Origin of the sequence: Halococcus salifodinae DSM 8989, assembly GCF_000336935.1 — an archaeon.
Taxonomy (GTDB): Archaea; Halobacteriota; Halobacteria; order Halobacteriales; family Halococcaceae; genus Halococcus; species Halococcus salifodinae.
In genome coordinates, this window is sequence record NZ_AOME01000074.1 from 60,478 (window position 1) to 77,199 (window position 16,722).

Here is a 16,722-nt window from a genome sequence, read left to right on the forward strand (position 1 = left end):
ATCCGCCGTCAAGCACTCGGTGTCGAAAAATAGTGGACGCCGTCACGATTCCGCGGGGTCTGGCTGGCGTGACCCTCTCAGCGTGACTGTCGCACCGCAACCACGCCGAGTGTGGCGAGCGCGACGGCCCCGAGGAGCACGAAGACGATCTGGACGATCCCGATCCCGAACCCGCTCGTGGCCTCGCTCTCACCCGTCGCAGGGGCGACAGTCGTCGAGCCGTTTGCGGAGACGTTCTCCGCGGGCGTGATCGTTGACGGCGCGTCGGTGGTCGTGGCCCCTGTCCCGTTCGCCGATGCGTTCGCCGTGGCGTTGCTCGGGATCGTGCCGTTCGTCGTTGCGTTGCCTGTTGTGGCGTTCGTTGCGTTCCCTGCCGTTGCGTTGGCCGCCGTCGCGTTGGCCGCTGTGACGTTGCTCGCGGTCGTGTTGTTCGCTGCCGTCGCCGTGCCGTTCGCCACCGTCGGTGGCGACGCGACCGGCGTCAGCGTCTGCTGGATAGGGGGAGACGCGTCGGCCGACACGTTCACCGATCCGCCGGCCGCGCCGGCAGCGTCGGCGAGTGGGGCGAACGTCCCGAACTGCGTGAGATTGGTGGCGGTCGCCGTGTTCGCTGCGGTGTCGGTTTCGGCCCCGTTGACCTCGGTCCAGTACTCGCCGTCGTGGCGGAACACCGTGACCGACGAGGCGTTCGACCCCTCGTAGCTCGTCGTCATCGAGAGCTCCGAGCCCCCGCCGCCGGTGCCTGTCACCTCGACGAACGTCCCGAGGCTCTGGGTTCCCTGCGGGATTTCAGGTGGCGATGTCGACGATCGCAGCCCGACGTTGCGCTCGGTCAGCGAGACGGTCGTAGTGGACAGTCGGAGATCGGTGACGGTGTTCGTGCCGTCGTTCCGGAGCGAGTAGTAGTCCCACCGCGTGTTGTTCCGTGCGGTGTTGTCGGTCACGGTGTTGTTCTCGCTCTCGCGCTCGAAGTGGATTCCCCACTTGTTCTCGACCGCGACGTTGTTCCGAAGGGTGTTGTTCTGACTCTCGCCGCCGACCGCGATTCCGAGTCCGTTGCCGTACGCCGTGTTGTCGACCATCCGGTTGTCGTTCGCGTTCGCGAGCGTGATTCCCTGGGTGTTGTTGTCCACGACCGTTCCGCGGATCGTGCTGCCATCGACACCGAGGTAGAACACGCCGACCGTCCAGTTGTTCGTCTGGACGCGTCTGATGGTCACGTTCTCGACTGCGCGCGACGAGCCGTTGGCGTGGATCGCGTGGCCCGACCCACTCCCCTGGAGGCTGTGGCCCGCGCCGTCGAGGGTCACGTTGCTCGCCGTGATCGTGAGACAGTTGCCGTCACCGCCCGTGACGTTCTCCGTCAGCACGTACGTCCCGGACGCGTTGATCGTCCGACACGAGTCGACCCCAGTCGCGTTCCCCGCGCTCTGTGCGCCGGCGAGGCCCACCAGCGACCCGGTTGCGCCCGCGAGCAGCGCCACCACCACGACGCCGACGAGCAGCGTCCGCCAATTCTCCGTTCCATTGCTATCGAAACCGGGACGTCTTCGCATTAGTCGTCGAATTCGTACAAAAGCGGTGCGTATGTATCTCCCGGTATCGACCGGGCGAAACCATCGCTCGGAAGGATATCGGGGCGATCTATGTCGAGAAGACAACGCTTACACGCCACGGACACGAGACGTTGCCGTGGAGAGCGTCGAAGTCAGCACCGTGGTCTACTTGCCCCCCGAGGAGACCTACGAGTTCCTGCTGGATTTCCCGGGCTACGCGAACTACTCCGAGTATCTCACTGGTGTCGAGAGCCACGGCGACGGCTCGCCCGGCACGGAGTACGATCTCCGCTTCGCGTGGTGGAAACTCACCTACACGGCGCGCTCGCGCGTCACCGCGGTCGACCCCCCGAACCGGATCGACTGGCAGGTCACGAAGGATATCGACGCTCGCGGCCGCTGGACGGTCACGGCCGTCGACTCGCCGACAGGCCGCGAACACGCTTCCGAGGTCCGGCTCCGGATCGAGTTCGACGCCGATTCGGTCGATCCGAGCGGGTTCGATCTCCCACGGCTCGTCTCGCTGTCGTGGGTGGTCGACAAAGTGAAACCGCTCATCGAACGCGAGGCCGAGCGCGTGGTCGAACGGATCGTCGCCGACATCGAGGGCGAATCGCGGCCGGTGGATCTGACGGTTCACACGACGCCCGACAGCACCTGATTGCGCTCGCTTCGTCGACCTCGACCACCACGGTTGCCACTGTCCAGTCTCGTCTTTTTCTTTGATTTCCTCGCAGTTCGACCGCCGAGCCACGTCGCGAACTACCCGTAGGTGGCGTCCCAGCGGGTCGCTTTCCGGAGGTTGCCGCAGTCGTTACACTTCACCCGGCCCATCGTGTCCATCGCGTTGTCGAGCGTCTCACAGTTCGCACAGAAGTAGCCGTACTTGTGCTCCTCGCCGAAGTCGGGCTGGGTGTAGCTCGTGAAAAAGGGCCCCTTCGACCCGCGCTCGACCTCCTCTTCGTTGACGTACATCTCCTGACCGTCGGGGGTCGTTACGGGTCCCTCGGCGATGTCGGGTTCGGAATCGGCCGCCGCAGTGCCGGCCTTCATGTAGATGTTCTCGACGTAGGTCTCGTCGTCGATTTCGACTTCGTCGGTGTCGACCATCTCGAAATCGAAGTCCTCGTAGAAGTCGTTGCCCTCCGCGTTGTCTTCAATGACTTTCGCACGGAGCTGGGAAGCTCCCATGTCGAACAGCGCTTCCCGGGTCGCCTCGAACAGTTCGGTCCCGATCCCCTCACCACGGTAGGCCGGATCGACGTGGAGCCAGAGCAGGTCGCCGTTGCCCCCGTCGGTCACGAGATCGCTCTCGGAGAACCCGCGGATCTCACCCTCGTCCTCGGCGACGAGAAGCAGCGCGTCGGGCTCGTCGATCTTGGTTGCGATACCGTCCGTGTCGTACCATTCGGTGATCGCACTCTCGATCGCTCGGGGACTGAGCGAGTACGACGCCTCCATCGAGTCCCGCGCGATCCGTCTGATCGCTTCGCCGTCGTCGCGGGTGGCTTCTCTCAGTTTCATACCACTATTTCGACGTTCGAACGCATAAACCCCGGTGCCGATCGAGCTCTGGCGATTACCCGTTCGGGACCAGACCGACGGACCGTTCGGTGCCATCGAACACGTTGTCGTAACGCTAAAGAGTCGAACATTCGTCTAGTGGACTAACATGACCATCGTACGAGTGTTTTGGAGGGGATCACGTTGGGCGTCGAGGTGAGGGAATCGCCGGTTTCGGCCGCGTCGTTCGAGGCAATGGAGACCTTCGTCGGCGATTATCTCGCGGCCAGCGTCAACAACGAGGTCGACGGCGGTCGGATGCGGTGGTATCCGTGGCACTCCGCGGCGTACCGGTTCAACCACATCAAAAACGTGGTCGCGATCGCGACGAAGATCGCCGAGGCCGAGGGCGCGAACGTCGATGTCGTCCGGGTCGCCGCGCTCTTCCACGACGTCTCGAAGCTCGAAGCCGAACAGGACCACCACGCCGAGGCGGGCGCACGCGTCGCCCGCGAGTATCTCCACTCCCACGGCGAGTACCCCGAATCGTTCGTCGAGGAGGTGTGTACGGCGGTCGCCGACCACTCCTACCAGGGCCCGCTCGCGGAGCTCTCGCTCGAAACGCGGTGTCTCATCGAGGCCGACCTGCTCGACAAGGTGGGGGCGAACGGGGCGGTGCTGTTGGTCCTCCGGATGGGCTACGAGTCACGCACCCACATGGACGCCGCCGAGATGGTCGGGCGGGTGGCCGACCGCGGCGAGGACGTGGCTGCGCGCGTCGAGAGCGATCGGGCGGTGAGCCTCGTCCACCAGCGGCTGAAGCGCGTGAAGTGGCTGCGCGAGTGGCTCGACGACGAGATCGCCGGCGTGGATCTCGATCCCGAGGAGTGAGCCGATCGGCTCAGCCGAGCCTCAGACGAGCGGGATCGACCCACCAAGCACCGATGTCGCCTCGCCGAGGAAGAGCAGCCCGAAGACCGCGAGCACGAGCGCGCTCGCGTAGGCGATCGTCGGTCCGACACCGGTCGCCCGGCGTTCGGCCGCGACCAGCGTCGCCGGGAACCCCACGATCCAGACCACGATTCCCGCAAAGAAGCCGACGAGCAGCGTCGGGCTCCCGGTCGAGACGACGAGCACACCGGAGAGCGTCTCGCCGACGGAGGGCAGCGCCGCGAGCACGTCGATCCGGCCGGGTTCGAGCAGTCCGACGCCGACAGTGAGCCAGAAGACGATCTGGTAGGGGTTGGTGAGCGCGAGCACGAACGCCTTCCGGAACCCTCGCGAGTCCTCTGGAGTGGCCTCGTCGGCCGAAGCGGTGGCGTCACGGGCTGCGGTGTAGGCGAAATAAAGCATCAACGCACCACCGATCGCGAACGCGAGACCGCGCACGATCGGGAACCGCTCGACCACCGCGACCGCGCCGACCACCGCGAGCACGAAAAAGCAGGCGTCCGCAGTCAACGCGCCAAGCCCCGCCCAGAAGCCCGCTGTCCAGCCGCGGAGCACGCTCTCCTCGGCGATGATCGCGTTCATCGGGCCCGGCGGCGCGGCGATCGCGAGGCCGAACACCGCGCCGGCGAGAACCGTCGTCACGGCTTCCAGAACGGCCATCGATCACTTCCGCTGGCCAGTGTCAGTTGTAAACACAGCGAACGGACCTGTCTTCATCGTCATCGTCTCACAGGCGGCGACCGGCGCGAATAAGTCTGTTCATCGTGTTGATATGTGTCAACGCAGCTTAGCGCGGCGGCCGTGGCGGCCGCGGCGCGGTGGCGGATGCGGTACGGTCCTCGGTGGATGAAGGGCGAGGCGCGCGAACGAGGCCGTAGGCCGAGTGAGTAGCGACCGCAGGGAGCGCGCGGTGAGGGCTTCGGCGGTGCTGTGCGGGGCGGTTGCGGTCGCGGAAAGCGTAATATCCGCGCGAGCGATGGGCGGCGCGAGCGTAGCGAGGGCCGCCAAGCGAGCGGGGTTCGCCGCGAACGAGCGAAGCGAGTGAGCGGATGTTTTTAGTCGAGGTTTTTGCGAGGAGTGGTGGGCGAGCGAGTGAAACGAGCAAGCGCACCCGACGAAGTAAAAAAGTCGCTAGACACCCTTGCCCATCAGATGACTCCGGAGAATGTCGTCTTCTTTGTTTCCGGTGGCGGTGTTCATGAGGACCACCGTGTCGTCGCTCTCGAACTCCCCTTGTTCGGCGAGGTCCCACGCGCCGCTGGCGGCCGCCGCACAGGTCGCGCCCATCTCGATCCCCTCGTGCTGGGCCACCGTGATCGCGCTGTCGAGGATGTCCTCGTCGGGGGTCGCGACCGCACCGCCCTCCGACTCGTCGAGTGCGTCGAGGATCAGCGGGCTCGCACCGGGATCGGGAATCTCGATCCCGCCACAGATCGTATCGGGCGTGTCCCACGTCTCGTGTCGGTCGTCTCCCTCGTTCCACGCGTCGACGATCGGCGCACAGCCGCTCGACTGGGCGGCGTACATCGCGGGGAGGTCGTCAGTGAACCCGAGGTCGCGGAACTCCTTCGCACCTTTGTGCATCCCGACGAGGCCGACACCGCCGCCGGTGGGGTAGACGATTCTGTCCGGGACCTCCCTGTCGAGCTGTTCTGTGATCTCGTAGTACATCGTCTTCTTGCCCTCGTGGCGATACGGCGTGGTGAACGAGCTCGTGGAGTACCACTCCTCGCCCTCAGGCCGATCGTCCATCGCGTCGGCACAGGCCGCGGCGGCGTCCTCGAACCGACCCCCGACCACGGTCATGTCGCCACCGTGGACGTTGATCATCGCCTTGTTCACGAAGTTCGCCCGCGAGGGGACGAACACGTGTGAATCGAGCCCCGCGCGGGCGGCGTACGCCGCGGCCGACTGGCCGGCGTTGCCCGCCGAGGTGAGTACGATGTCGCTCGCGCCGTGCTCGCTCGCGGCCGACACCGCGAGCGCGTGGCCGCGATCCTTGAACGAGCCCGTCGGATTGCGGCCCTCGTCCTTGATCACGACGCGCCCGACGCCGAGCTCGTCGGCGAGATCAGGACACTCGATCAGCGGTGTGGTGCCCTCGTCCATCGTCACCGCCGCCGCACGCGGGATCGGGAGCAGCTCCTCGTAGCGCCACTGGCCGTCGAACGGCCGATCTTCGAGCTCCGCGCGCGTGAGATCGATTTCCGCGTAGTCGTACGTCGGATCGCAGATCCCGCCACACTCGGGACACTCGTGAGTCACCGACTCGGCGTCGAACTGCTCGCCGCAGTCGGTACATTCGAGCCCGTCGAACGCCGCGGTCGTCTCCATACATCGAGACGGGTCGGGAGCGACAAATGGGTTCCCGTCCGACTAGAATCACCGAGGCCATTCTGGACTGTTGTCAGTGAAATCGTCTTCGAGACCGACAGTCTCGATACGGCTTCCGAGACCACACTGATGCCGACGCCAGTGAAAACCGCAAGCCACACGCCTCCCCGACCGACTCCCTCATTCGCTCCGCTCACTTCGTTCACACCGCTCGTTCAGTCATCCCTCGCACGCGAGTTGCGCGCCGACGAGCGGCGTCTGCTCACGGCGCTTCGCGCCGTTCGCACGGCCAGCGGGACGGTACTGCCGTCCCGCTCGGCGCAGCCGTGCGCCAACCGCACGGTTGCCTCTCCAGTTCGTGACACGCCGTCAAGCCCGATGGGAGGCGTTTTGTCCCCGGCGATCGGAGCCGATCCATGACTCGGGTCATCGTCGTCGGCGGCGGGCTCGCAGGGCTGACCGCGGCCCGTCACCTCGCCCGCGCGGGGATCGACGTCCAGGTGTTCGAGCGCCGGAGTTCGGTCGGCGGCCGCGTTCGGAGCCGTCACGAGGACGGGTTCGTGCTCGATCGGGGGTTCCAGGTGCTGTTCACGGCCTACCCGGCGGCGAAGCGCGAACTCGACCTCGCTTCCCTCGATCTCCACGAGTTCACACCCGGCGCGACGCTTGCGCGACCGGGCCATCGAACCACACTCGCCGACCCACTCCGCGATCCTGGCTCGCTCACCAACACGCTGTTCAACCGCGATCCCACGCTCTTCGACAAGCTCCGAATCCTCTCACTCCGCCAGGAATTCGCTGACCGGGACGAGGCCGACCTCTTCGCCGGCGACGACCGATCGATCCGCGCACTCCTCGCCGATCGTGGGTTCTCGGAGCCGTTCGTCGAGCGCTTTTTCGCCCCCTTCTACGGCGGGATCACGCTCGACCGGGACCTCTCGACCTCGGCCGCGGTGTTCGGCTACACCTTCCGGATGCTCGCCGAGGGGTCGATCGCGATCCCCGCCGACGGAATGGGTGCGATCCCCGCACAGCTCGCCGACGCCGCCCGCGACGCCGGAGCCGAAATCACGCTCGACACACCCGCCGAGGCGATCGAAACGCCCGAAAGTGGGGCTGGAGCGATCGACGCGACGACCGCCTCGACCGACGAAGTGACGGTCGAGACCGGTGGCGAGACCCACGAGGCCGACGCGGTCGTCGTCGCCACCGATCCGCAGTCTGCCCGCGACCTCACCGGCGTCGCGTCGATCCCGACCGACGCCCGCGGCTGCGTGACTCAGTATTTCTCGCTGCCGACCCACGACGCGCTCGACACCGGACGGAAACTCCTGCTCAACGCCGAAGAGGACGGCCCGAACCACGTCGCGCCGCTCTCGGCGGTGGCCCCCGAGTACGCTCCCGAGGGCCGGGAACTCCTGAGCGCGACCTTCCTCGGCGACCCAGACGAGAGCGACGATGAACTCGCCAGACAGGTCAAGCGGACGCTCGCGGCGTGGTACCCCGAGCGACGCTTCGACGACCTCACCCATCTCCGCACGGACCGGATCCCGTTCGCCCAGATCGCCCAGCCGCCCGGCTTCTACCGTGACGCGCCAGCCGTCGACGCTCCAGCCGGCCCTGTCTATCTCGCCGGCGATCACACCCGGTGGTCGTCGATCCACGGCGCGATGGACAGCGGCCGCGCGGCCGCCCGCGCGGTGCTCGACTCAGAGTAGCTCTCGAAACTCGCCAAGCGACGGAAATTCGAGTGTCTCGTCCCGATCCTCGTCACGAACCACCGGTCGAAATCGCTCGATGTCGGTGACCAGCGGCGAGCGTTCGAGCGTTTTGTGACCGTGACCGCCGTTGACAGCGACACCGCTCGCGAGTCGGGTGAACGCCGGGAGCACGAGCACGTCCGCACCGTGGTAGATACCCTCGCCGAGGAGATAGCAGGGCCAGTCGTCACCCTCGATGGTGATCTTCGGGTGGTCGTGACCGACGACGTACCGCTCGGCCTCGCGATCGGGTGGCTCGTGGCCGTGAAGGATCGTCGTCTCTCCCGCCGAGAACGCGGTCGGGGTCGGACCGTCCCACACCCCATCGAGCATCGTATCGTGATTGCCTGGAGTGACGACCAGCCGTGCGCCGGCGTTCTCGACGACGGCTTCGACCTCCCGAAACGCCTCGCGCGCCGCGGTCGGAACGTGCGAAAAGGCGTGGAGCACGTCGCCGGCGAGGACGACCGTCGTGGGCAAAAATCGATCACACAGCCCGTCGATGCGGGGCGGAACGTCTTCTTCCGAGAGCGGCAGCTCGATGTCCGCGCTCGCCCCGCGCCCAAGGTGGAGATCCGCGAGCACGAGCGTATCGCTCTCGGGGAGATAGATCGCCCGGTCGGCGAACGCTGCCTCCATCGCTGTCGTCTGGGGACGCGAGACGGATAGCCGCACCGAACGGACGCGACTCGTCACCAGCCTTCATTGTGTTTTTATTATAATTGTGGGTGTGTCTCGTACTGTGATGGAACACGACCCGTTCGGTCGCGCCATCCGCGACTACCACCGCGGCGAACAGGACGAAGCACTCGTCGACCGCGACGGAGCGGAAACTCGCGAGCATCCGATCGAGGAGTTCTATTTCGGCGCGTTCGAACCCGAAAGCGAGAGTGGGGCGTGGCTCACGTCCTGGCTCGACGGTCCGTTGCTCGATATGGGCGCGGGTGCGGGTCGTGATACGCTCTACTTCCAGGAGCACTTCGAGACAGTTGCCATCGAACCATCGGCGTCTCTCGTCGAGACGATGCGCGATCGCGGCGTTCGGGACGCCCGTGTCGGGGACATGTTCACCCTCCGCGAGTCGTTCGAACGCGACCGATTTCAGTCGGCGCTCGCCATCGGGACCCAGATGGGGCTCGCGGGATCGATGCAGGGATTGAGACGGTTTCTCGGTAACCTCGCGTTCGTGACGACGCCGGACGCGAGCGCGGTGCTCGATGGGTACGATCCGAGCCACGAGAGCGAGGACCTGATCGGCTACCGCGCCGACCCGACACCGGGGTTGGCCCACCGGGTGCTGCACTTCGAGTACGACGGTGACGTCGGCGAAACACTGCACTTCCGCCTGTTCAGTCCCGATCGGGTCCGTGAGGCGGCCGTCGGTACTGGCTGGGCAGTAGTCGAGTGCAGAAGCGACGCCGGTTACTACCGGCTGGCGTTGACGAAAGCCTGATCCGGGGTGTGGTTCGCCCGATAGCGACATCTGTCGAGTCGGAGGCGGTGCTCTCGATCGGGTTGACGTGACTACCCGGCGTGTTCTTTCGCAGTCGTGTACGCCTCGCGCACCCGACGGAACTCCTCGTGATCGCCGCCGTGATCCGGATGGACCTGCTTCACTTTCTCGCGGTAGGCCGTCTTGACCTCCGCGACGCTCGCGCCTGCCGGGAGGCCGAGTACCCCGAAGGCGGCGCTCGCAGGGTCGACTCCGGTTCCCTCGTCGAGTGCGAGATCGGGGGTGTCGAACGGCAGTCGCGAGCCGAGATGAACACCGGGGAGTTCGTGCTCGACGAGAACGGCGTCCGTCGCCGCGCGCTGGATCCGGTAGTACGCCCGTGCGTCGAACGTGATCGCGACGTCACGTTTCGGGAGGTAGAACGCGACCGACTGGCCACAGACCGGATGCTCCTCGGCAAACGGTTCGTCGATCGATCGGAGGTACTCGCGAATCTCGCGCCGGCGCTTCCTCTCCCCGGTGAGCCGCGTCGAACTCTGTACTGTGGTCGGGAACAGTCGCGCACCGACGACGAACACGCTTGCGACGACCACGAGGGAGGCGAGCGCGAGGGCACCGCCGAGAACCAGCCACTCGGACAGCGGGGCGGTCACCTCTTCGAACACGTGCCGCGGTAGGCGTCGCCAACTAATAAGCGACTCGACGGCGTGGGACGAAATCGTATGATCTATGCGCTCAGCCCGTAGTGACCCGGTTCGTCGCCGCTCGCGGGCTCGGCGAAACAGAGCGCGTCGGCGTTCGTGACCATCCACGGGATCGCCCAGTCGAGCAGCACGTCCTCGGTCTCGACATCGAGTTCGGCGTCGGGATCGAGCCCCTGCAGGAGGCGTGCGATCTCGTAGACGGTGTACATCGTCTCGGAATCGAGCACTTCGTCGGGGGCGCGGAACTCGAAGGGGCGCACGCGATCGAACGACGACTTCGGTCGGGGCATACGGTCGCTACGCCGAACTGGCCTAAATCCTCGGCGGTGTGGTCGTGCTCGGAACGGTGCTGATGGCTGGACGGTCGGTTCGGCCTCGTGTCCGGAGCTGTGGCTGGGCGGTTGAGCGCACAAAAATCGTGAGTTCGGGAACTACTCGTGGTTCGACGTGGTCTTTGCGAAGTTGTCCGCGGCGGCGTCCCAGTCGACGACCTCGAAGAAGGCGTCGACGAAGCTGCCACGGTCGGGACCGTAGTCGTAGTAGTACGAGTGCTCCCAGACGTCGAGCGCGAGCACGGGATGGGCTCCCCAGAGCGCGCCCTCGTCGTGGTTGTCGACCGCTACGTTCCGCAGCTGGTTGGCAACCGGATCGTAGACGAGCAGCGCCCAGCCCGAGGCGGCCGACGCGGCGGCCTCGAACTCGCCCTTCCAGCCCTCGTAGGAGCCGAAGTCCTCCTCGATGCGGTCGGCGAGCTCTCCCGAGGGTTCGCCGCCGCCGTTGGGGCTCATGTTCTCCCAGAACATGGTGTGGAGGTAGTGCCCACAGCCGTTGTGAGTCACGTTGCCAAGTGCACCACCGGACGAGGAGAAATCGCCCGACTCACGGTTCTCGGCGAGCGTCTCCTCGGCGCTGTTGAGCCCGTTGACGTAGCCCTGATGGTGGGTGTCGTGATGCCACGTCAGTACCTGCTCGGAGATGTGCGGCTCGAGAGCGTCGTAGTCGTACGGAAGCGGTGGAAGCTCCGCGTTCGAGTGTTCGGACATGATCAAATCCTCCATTCGGTACATCGCCGCGATAGCTGTTAAAGGTTGAGGAACGGGTGGTACCACCCCACATGATTGTCCGCCAGTCGAAACAGACAACGGCGGTGGCGCGCGGGAGTGCGCCGCAGGCGCGCGACTCGCGCGAGGTCTGCGCGAGCGGTGGGCGGCGCGAGCCGAGCACGACCCGTGAACGAAGCGAGTGCAGGCTCGGCAAAGCGAAGCTCTGACGGTGGATGACGGAGCGGAGTGAGCGAAGCGAACGGAGCGGAGGAATCGGTTGGGGAGGTGTGTGGCGGTCGCGGTGCGGTTCTCATTCGAGTCGGAACTCGTGGTGGTGGGTCTACTCGTCAACAAAACTACCTTGTTCCGGCGTCATCCGCTACTGATTTCCGACGGTCCCGTTCGCTTTCCGTCGGTCAGTCGTCGCCGCGCGCCCGCTCGAACATCGCGATGGCCTCCTCGCGGCGCTCGCCGTGATCGCAGATCGGTGCGGGGTACTCGGGCGCGAGATCCTCACGTTCCTCGTCGTCGAGTTCATGCCACGAGTGGATGGCCTCTGGGTCGACGCCGTCGAGTTCGGGAACATGCGTCGTGATGTACTCGGCGTCGGGGTCGTAGCGCTCGCCCTGGGTCATCGGATTGAACACGCGAAAGTACGGCTGGGCGTCCGTTCCGGTGGAGGCGGCCCACTGCCAGCCCCCGTTGTCGTTCGCGGTGTCGTGGTCGACGAGTCGCTCCCGGAAGTGGTCGTAGCCCGCACGCCAGTCGAGCCGGAGGTCTTTCGTGAGGAAGGAGGCGACGATCATCCGGACGCGGTTGTGCATGTACGCCTCCGCGCGGAGCTGGCGCATCCCGGCGTCGACGATGGGGTAGCCCGTCTCGCCCGCCTTCCACGCCGCGAGATCCTCGTTGTCCTCGCGCCACTCGATCTCGTTCGTGAAATCCTTGTAGTTCTGTGAGACGACGTTCGGGTTGTAGTAGGTGACTTGGGTGTAGAACTCCCGCCACGCGAGCTCCTCCCGGTAGGTCTCGACCGCCTCGTGCTCGGCCTCGCTCTCGGCTTCGTCCAGCGCTTCTGCGGTGCGTTCTACGACCTCTCGAATCCCGATGGTGCCGTACTTGAGATCCTGTGAGAGCCGCGATGTGCCCGAGCGTGCGGGGTACTCGCGCTCCTCGTCGTACTCGAAGATCGGCGATTCACAGAACCTATCGAGGCGCTCACGGGCCGCTCCAGTGCCCGCCGAGGGAAGGTTCGCGTCGGGTTCCTCGAACCCCAAGTCGTCGAGTTTGGGGAGTTCGTCGCCGACCACGTCGGCGAGCGCGTCGGCGTCGGGAGCCGGGACGGGATCGTCTTTCTCGCGGTCGAGCCACTTATCGCCGAAGTAGGAGAACACCGCGTAAGGATCGCCGTCGTTCGTGGTGATGGTGCCTGGCTCGTGATGCACCGCGTCGTGGAACGTCTCGTGCTCGACGCCCGCCTCGTCAAGCGCCGCACGGACCGCCCCGTCGCGTTCCTGGGCGAGGCCCGTGTAATCGTGGTTCCAGACCACCCCGTTGGCCCCGTGTTCCTCGGCGAGGTTCGGGAGTTCCTCGGCGGGGTCGCCGCGGGCAATCACGAGATCGCTGTCGCGCTCGCGATACCACTCACGGAGCCAGGCGAGCGCGTCGCGCAGAAACGCCATCCGTGGTGGGGCGGCGTGCTCCAGTACGCTGGGGTCGAAGACGAACACCGGGAGAACGGGACCATCGTCGGCGGCCGCGGCGAGCGCACGGTTGTCCGCCGCGCGGAGGTCGCGCCGGTGCCAGTGAAGTCGCATACTCGGGACAGGAACGGGTGCTCCCTAAACCACCGGGTAGCGGTGCGCCGGATGTGTGATCGTGGGGGGAACGACGGTGTCCGGAATCAGCGGGGCCCCAACGGGCCCGCAGCGTTCACGGCAGCGCGGGCCGCACAGCCCCCGAACGGTTTTGCCGTTCCGAGACGTGTTTCGTGGATATGTCGGAGGACGAACGACAGCTCGCCGAGGACAGTCCACCACGGATGGTGCTCTGCCAACGCTGCAGTGAGGAGTTCGACTGGCGCAAGGACTCGTGTCCGCACTGCGGGTGGGAGAAAGCTGAGTGGACCGACGAAGGCCGGTACGGCCTCGCAAGATCGGACTGAACAGCGGCCGGAAAGCGACTCGCTGAGATGCGGTCGGCTCAGTCCGCCCCTTGGACACCGTTGCGCGCTTCGTTGAGTGCCGAACAGACGCTTCCCTGTCCGGTCGCGTTCGTCTTTGCTAGCCGCGCGCGGCGCTGGACGGGTTCGAACTCCGCGGTCGGAATCGTCTCGCCGTCGGGCGTCGCAAACAGCCGATCGGTCGAATCGGTCACCAGACCCACAGCGGTGGCTTTCCGGAGGTACTCGGCCATCGGCTCGGCCGGCACGGGAACGACGAGACCGCCGTCGGCGAGCGAGACGAGTGCCTGCTCGTCGTCGAGCGAAACGTCCGCGCGCCGGAGTTCGACGACCTGCTCGGGGTCGATACCGGCGTCGGTCAGCGCCTCGACTGCGCGGTACTGCCGCCCCATCCGTGCCTTCTCGTCGAGCGTTCGCCGCACGTCCGCGATGCCGTCCTCGGCGTCGGGGAAGGCGTCCTCGAAGGCCAGCCCCTCGTTCACGCCACGATTGATCTCGTCTTCGTGCATGTGGTCTTCGAGACGAACCGTACACTCCTCGACTCCCGACAGGTCCTCGATCTCGTCGCGCGCGCCGGTCGCCATCATCCACGCGAACGCGGGTGAACACCATGCCGTCGGGAGCACGAGTTCCACAGTCACGGACGATTCGTCGATGGCGAGGTCGTGGATGTAGTCGAGTTCGACGATCGACTCATCGAGTTCGGGATCGTCAACCCGATCGAGGCGCTCGGTCACGGTCGCGCGGGTCGGGCGGGCGCTCGTCGCCATCAGTCCGCGGCGGCCTCCCCGTACTGGTCGGCCATGTCGAACTCGTCGCTGAGTTCGTCGTCGCGGAGTTTCGCCTTCCGCTCCTCGATATCGATATCGTAGAGTTCGGCGGCGTTCTCGCCGATGATCTTCTTTTTCACGTCGTGAGTGAGTTCGACGCCGAACTCGTCGCGCTGGTCCTGGGTGAGTTCGGCCTCCATCACCGCCTCGACGACCCACTCGGGTTCCCAGAGCGCGTAGTCGCTCCCGAAGAGGAGGTTGTCCTCGCCGACCCAAAAGAGGAGTTCGCCCATGATCTCGCCGAACTTCCGCGGGCGTGCGTGCGCCATCGGCGCGACGACCGCCAGCCCGCCATAGACGTTGGTCTCCTGGGCCCCGATGTGGGCGAAGTCGTCGAACCGGGGGAAGCCGACGTGCTCGACGATGAAGTTGAGTTCCGGGAACGACGTCGCGGCGTCGTCCACGTCGGCCACGTCGAAGGCGTCACGATTCAGCGGCCGAATCGTCGGTCCCTTGTGTGCGTGGATGTTCGTGATTCCCAACTCGGCGCACTTTTCGAGGTACTCGAACGATTCCTCGGAATCGAGCCGCCAGCCCTTCGAGCCGTCCTTCCACTCGGCGGTGTAGAGTTTCACGCCTTGGATGTCGTGTTCGTCCTTCTGGCGTTCGAGTTCTTCGAGCCCTGCCTCGCCCTCGCGCGGGTCGAACCGTCCGTTGAGCACGAACCGTTCGGGGTACTCCTCCGTGAGGTGGGCGTTGTCCTCGATGGTGTTGAACCCGTCCTCGTAGAACTCGCTGAGGTAGGTCGGCTGGAAGATGCCCATGTCCGCGTGGCCGTCCCGAAAGAGGTCCTCGATCATCCGATCGGCGCTGTACTTGCGGTACTCGTCCATGTCCCAGAGGCGCTCCTCCGGCGTGAACGCCGAGTGGTAGTCGTAGAAACACTGAATGAACTGTTCGCCGCCTTCGTGGATGATGTTCTCCTCGCTTGCATCCCAGTGATGGATGTGCGAATCGATAACGAACACGTCCTCTCCGTCGTGCCGGTACATGACGCATGATGAGTGGTCACACGAAACAATATATCTTTGCCAATTTTTCGGCATAATTGGCCGCAACTCCGTTCGGACGGACTGCGTGGCCGGCTGACGTCACAGACAGCGGTCACGAACACTTTTGCCGACGACTGGAGTACTGGTGTGTGCTACCATGAAGGCAGCCAGACTCCACGAGTACACCGACGAGATGGACGACGCACTCTCGATCGACGACGTCGACGCACCACAGGTGAACCAGGCCGATCACGTGGTCGTCGACATCGAAGGCGCGGGCTGGTGCCAGACGGACAACCACGTCATCGAGGGGATGTGGGAGCAGTACATGCCCCAGGACCTCCCGATGACGCTCGGCCACGAGAACGCCGGCACAGTAGTCGCGGTCGGCGACGGCGTCTCGGTCGTCGCGGAGGGCGACCAGGTGATCTGTCATCCGGTGATGACCTGCGGGACCTGCCGTCCGTGCCGACTCGGCGAGGACATGTACTGCGAGAACGTCGCCTTTCCAGGGCTCTCGACCGACGGTGGGTTCGCCGAATCCCTCCTCACCAACGAACGCGCCGTCATCCCGCTGCCCGATGGCGTCGATACGACCGACATCGCGCCCCACGCCGACGCGGGTATCACGGCCTACCACGCGGTGAAAAAGGCCGCCCGTGAACTGAACCCGGGCGATCACGCGGTCGTCGTCGGCATCGGGGGGCTCGGCCACATCGGGCTCCAGTGTCTCGACGCGATGAGCGCCACTACCATCACCGCGGTCGATCTCAAAGACAGCGCGCTCGATCTGGCGACCGACCTCGGGGCCCATCACACCGTGAACCCCGACTCGACGGACGTTGCGGGCGAGATCGAATCGATCACCGACGACGTCGGCGCGCAGCAAGTGCTCGACTTCGTCGGCAGCGACGCGACCACCGCGCTCGCGCCCGATGTCGTCGCCGCCGGTGGCGACCACCACGTCGTCGGCTACGGCGGCCACGTCCATGAACCCGCCCAGGCGCTCGTCAACGGCGAATTCAGCTATCGCGGCACGCTCGTCGGCCAGTACACCGAACTCCAGGAGCTCGTTGCGCTGGTCGAACGCGGCGACGTCGATCTCCGGACCTCGCGGTACGGGCTCGATGAGATCAACGACGTCGCCGCGAAGCTCGAGCACGGCGAGATCGAGGGGCGGGCCGTTATCACGCCCTGAAAGCCCTCGGAACTGCGCGGGCAAGCCCGCGCATCCGGCCTCGCTGTGCTCGGCCGGACGCCTGACGGCGGCTCCTCGCCCTTTTCATGTCCACCGGAAGAGCAGAGCTCTCCCGAGCCCTGCCTCGTGGTCCGAAAGACGCTTCGCGTCTTTCGTCATTGCAGGAAATCGGTGATTTCCTGCAAGCAGTCAGATTCCGTCGGAATCTGACGACAT

The 16,722-nt window shown here is 65.7% G+C and carries 17 protein-coding genes; 6 read left to right on the forward strand and 11 right to left on the reverse strand.

Translation table 11 applies throughout. The annotated features are described in order from the left end of the window. Positions 1–77 precede the first annotated feature (77 nt). Entirely contained in the window at positions 78–1,556 is a 1,479-nt protein-coding gene (locus tag C450_RS15035) for a NosD domain-containing protein (RefSeq protein ID WP_005044829.1), read from the reverse strand. Between the two features lie 136 nt (positions 1,557–1,692). Between C450_RS15035 and C450_RS15040 the strand changes: the two genes are divergently transcribed. Beyond that, positions 1,693–2,217, forward strand: coding sequence for an SRPBCC family protein (locus tag C450_RS15040; protein ID WP_049910294.1), 525 nt, complete (start codon positions 1,693–1,695; stop codon positions 2,215–2,217). Positions 2,218–2,318: 101 nt separating this feature from the next. Here C450_RS15040 and C450_RS15045 read toward each other — a convergent pair whose 3' ends face one another. Next, on the reverse strand, positions 2,319–3,080 hold the full coding sequence (locus C450_RS15045; protein WP_049910297.1) for a GNAT family N-acetyltransferase: 762 nt from the start codon (positions 3,078–3,080) through the stop codon (positions 2,319–2,321). Positions 3,081–3,263: 183 nt separating this feature from the next. Between C450_RS15045 and C450_RS15050 the strand changes: the two genes are divergently transcribed. Beyond that, complete coding sequence (locus C450_RS15050) at positions 3,264–3,950, forward strand: HD domain-containing protein (RefSeq protein WP_049910299.1); 687 nt, start codon at positions 3,264–3,266, stop codon at positions 3,948–3,950. Between the two features lie 21 nt (positions 3,951–3,971). On the opposite strand, the gene C450_RS15055 is transcribed toward C450_RS15050, so the two are convergent. Continuing rightward, positions 3,972–4,670 (reverse strand): LysE family translocator, encoded by a 699-nt coding sequence (locus tag C450_RS15055; RefSeq protein ID WP_049910283.1) that lies wholly within the window; start codon positions 4,668–4,670, stop codon positions 3,972–3,974. 471 nt (positions 4,671–5,141) lie between these two features. After that, positions 5,142–6,344, reverse strand: coding sequence for a threonine synthase (locus tag C450_RS15060; protein WP_005044841.1), 1,203 nt, complete (start codon positions 6,342–6,344; stop codon positions 5,142–5,144). 416 nt (positions 6,345–6,760) lie between these two features. Between C450_RS15060 and C450_RS15065 the strand changes: the two genes are divergently transcribed. Then, entirely contained in the window at positions 6,761–8,062 is a 1,302-nt protein-coding gene (locus C450_RS15065) for an NAD(P)/FAD-dependent oxidoreductase (RefSeq protein WP_005044843.1), read from the forward strand. Here C450_RS15065 and C450_RS15070 read toward each other — a convergent pair. Next, complete coding sequence (locus C450_RS15070) at positions 8,054–8,743, reverse strand: metallophosphoesterase (protein ID WP_005044846.1); 690 nt, start codon at positions 8,741–8,743, stop codon at positions 8,054–8,056. The two genes, C450_RS15065 and C450_RS15070, sit on opposite strands and share 9 nt — an antisense overlap. A gap of 106 nt (positions 8,744–8,849) precedes the next feature. On the opposite strand from C450_RS15070, the gene C450_RS15075 reads away from it, so the two are divergent. After that, positions 8,850–9,557 carry a hypothetical protein gene (locus C450_RS15075; protein WP_005044848.1) on the forward strand — a complete coding sequence of 236 codons (708 nt, stop codon included), beginning with the start codon at positions 8,850–8,852 and terminating at the stop codon, positions 9,555–9,557. A 71-nt stretch (positions 9,558–9,628) separates the two neighbouring features. Here the strand turns inward: C450_RS15075 and C450_RS15080 are convergent, their stop codons facing one another. From C450_RS15080 to C450_RS15095, 4 genes are all read right to left on the reverse strand, one after another. Next, the gene (locus C450_RS15080) at positions 9,629–10,222 is read right to left on the reverse strand and encodes a J domain-containing protein (RefSeq protein ID WP_005044850.1); all 594 of its coding nucleotides are present in this window, start codon (positions 10,220–10,222) and stop codon (positions 9,629–9,631) included. Positions 10,223–10,284: 62 nt separating this feature from the next. After that, a complete protein-coding gene (locus tag C450_RS15085; protein WP_005044851.1) occupies positions 10,285–10,551 on the reverse strand; it encodes a DUF5827 family protein in 267 nt (88 codons plus the stop codon). Positions 10,552–10,692: 141 nt separating this feature from the next. Beyond that, entirely contained in the window at positions 10,693–11,304 is a 612-nt protein-coding gene (gene sod / locus C450_RS15090; RefSeq protein ID WP_005044853.1) for a superoxide dismutase, read from the reverse strand. Positions 11,305–11,720: 416 nt separating this feature from the next. Beyond that, positions 11,721–13,121, reverse strand: coding sequence for a cryptochrome/photolyase family protein (locus C450_RS15095; RefSeq protein ID WP_005044855.1), 1,401 nt, complete (start codon positions 13,119–13,121; stop codon positions 11,721–11,723). A 179-nt stretch (positions 13,122–13,300) separates the two neighbouring features. Here C450_RS15095 and C450_RS22470 point away from each other — a divergent pair, with 179 nt between their 5' ends. After that, on the forward strand, positions 13,301–13,468 hold the full coding sequence (locus tag C450_RS22470) for a hypothetical protein (RefSeq protein WP_005044858.1): 168 nt from the start codon (positions 13,301–13,303) through the stop codon (positions 13,466–13,468). 38 nt (positions 13,469–13,506) lie between these two features. Here C450_RS22470 and C450_RS15100 read toward each other — a convergent pair whose 3' ends face one another. Further along, positions 13,507–14,256, reverse strand: coding sequence for an iron-sulfur cluster assembly protein (locus tag C450_RS15100; protein ID WP_005044859.1), 750 nt, complete (start codon positions 14,254–14,256; stop codon positions 13,507–13,509). Further along, a complete protein-coding gene (locus C450_RS15105; protein ID WP_005044861.1) occupies positions 14,256–15,308 on the reverse strand; it encodes an amidohydrolase family protein in 1,053 nt (350 codons plus the stop codon). Before C450_RS15105 ends, C450_RS15100 begins: the two co-directional genes overlap by 1 nt. Positions 15,309–15,465: 157 nt before the next feature. Here C450_RS15105 and C450_RS15110 point away from each other — a divergent pair, with 157 nt between their 5' ends. Then, positions 15,466–16,506: an NAD(P)-dependent alcohol dehydrogenase gene (locus tag C450_RS15110; protein ID WP_005044863.1), complete on the forward strand. Its 1,041-nt coding sequence runs from the start codon at positions 15,466–15,468 to the stop codon at positions 16,504–16,506. The last annotated feature ends 216 nt before the right edge of the window (positions 16,507–16,722 follow it).

Bases quoted from the DNA above. Each gene is read 5' to 3' on its own strand.
- C450_RS15045 (WP_049910297.1), bottom strand. From the start codon at position 3,080: ATGAAACTGAGAGAAGCCACCCGCGACGACGGCGAAGCGATCAGACGG.
- C450_RS15110 (WP_005044863.1), top strand. From the start codon at position 15,466: ATGAAGGCAGCCAGACTCCACGAGTACACCGACGAGATGGACGACGCA.
- C450_RS22470 (WP_005044858.1), top strand. From the start codon at position 13,301: ATGTCGGAGGACGAACGACAGCTCGCCGAGGACAGTCCACCACGGATG.
- C450_RS15055 (WP_049910283.1), bottom strand. From the start codon at position 4,670: ATGGCCGTTCTGGAAGCCGTGACGACGGTTCTCGCCGGCGCGGTGTTC.
- C450_RS15070 (WP_005044846.1), bottom strand. From the start codon at position 8,743: ATGGAGGCAGCGTTCGCCGACCGGGCGATCTATCTCCCCGAGAGCGAT.
- sod (WP_005044853.1), bottom strand. From the start codon at position 11,304: ATGTCCGAACACTCGAACGCGGAGCTTCCACCGCTTCCGTACGACTAC.
- C450_RS15075 (WP_005044848.1), top strand. From the start codon at position 8,850: ATGGAACACGACCCGTTCGGTCGCGCCATCCGCGACTACCACCGCGGC.
- C450_RS15105 (WP_005044861.1), bottom strand. From the start codon at position 15,308: ATGTACCGGCACGACGGAGAGGACGTGTTCGTTATCGATTCGCACATC.
- C450_RS15065 (WP_005044843.1), top strand. From the start codon at position 6,761: ATGACTCGGGTCATCGTCGTCGGCGGCGGGCTCGCAGGGCTGACCGCG.
- C450_RS15060 (WP_005044841.1), bottom strand. From the start codon at position 6,344: ATGGAGACGACCGCGGCGTTCGACGGGCTCGAATGTACCGACTGCGGC.
- C450_RS15100 (WP_005044859.1), bottom strand. From the start codon at position 14,256: ATGGCGACGAGCGCCCGCCCGACCCGCGCGACCGTGACCGAGCGCCTC.
- C450_RS15095 (WP_005044855.1), bottom strand. From the start codon at position 13,121: ATGCGACTTCACTGGCACCGGCGCGACCTCCGCGCGGCGGACAACCGT.
- C450_RS15085 (WP_005044851.1), bottom strand. From the start codon at position 10,551: ATGCCCCGACCGAAGTCGTCGTTCGATCGCGTGCGCCCCTTCGAGTTC.
- C450_RS15035 (WP_005044829.1), bottom strand. From the start codon at position 1,556: ATGCGAAGACGTCCCGGTTTCGATAGCAATGGAACGGAGAATTGGCGG.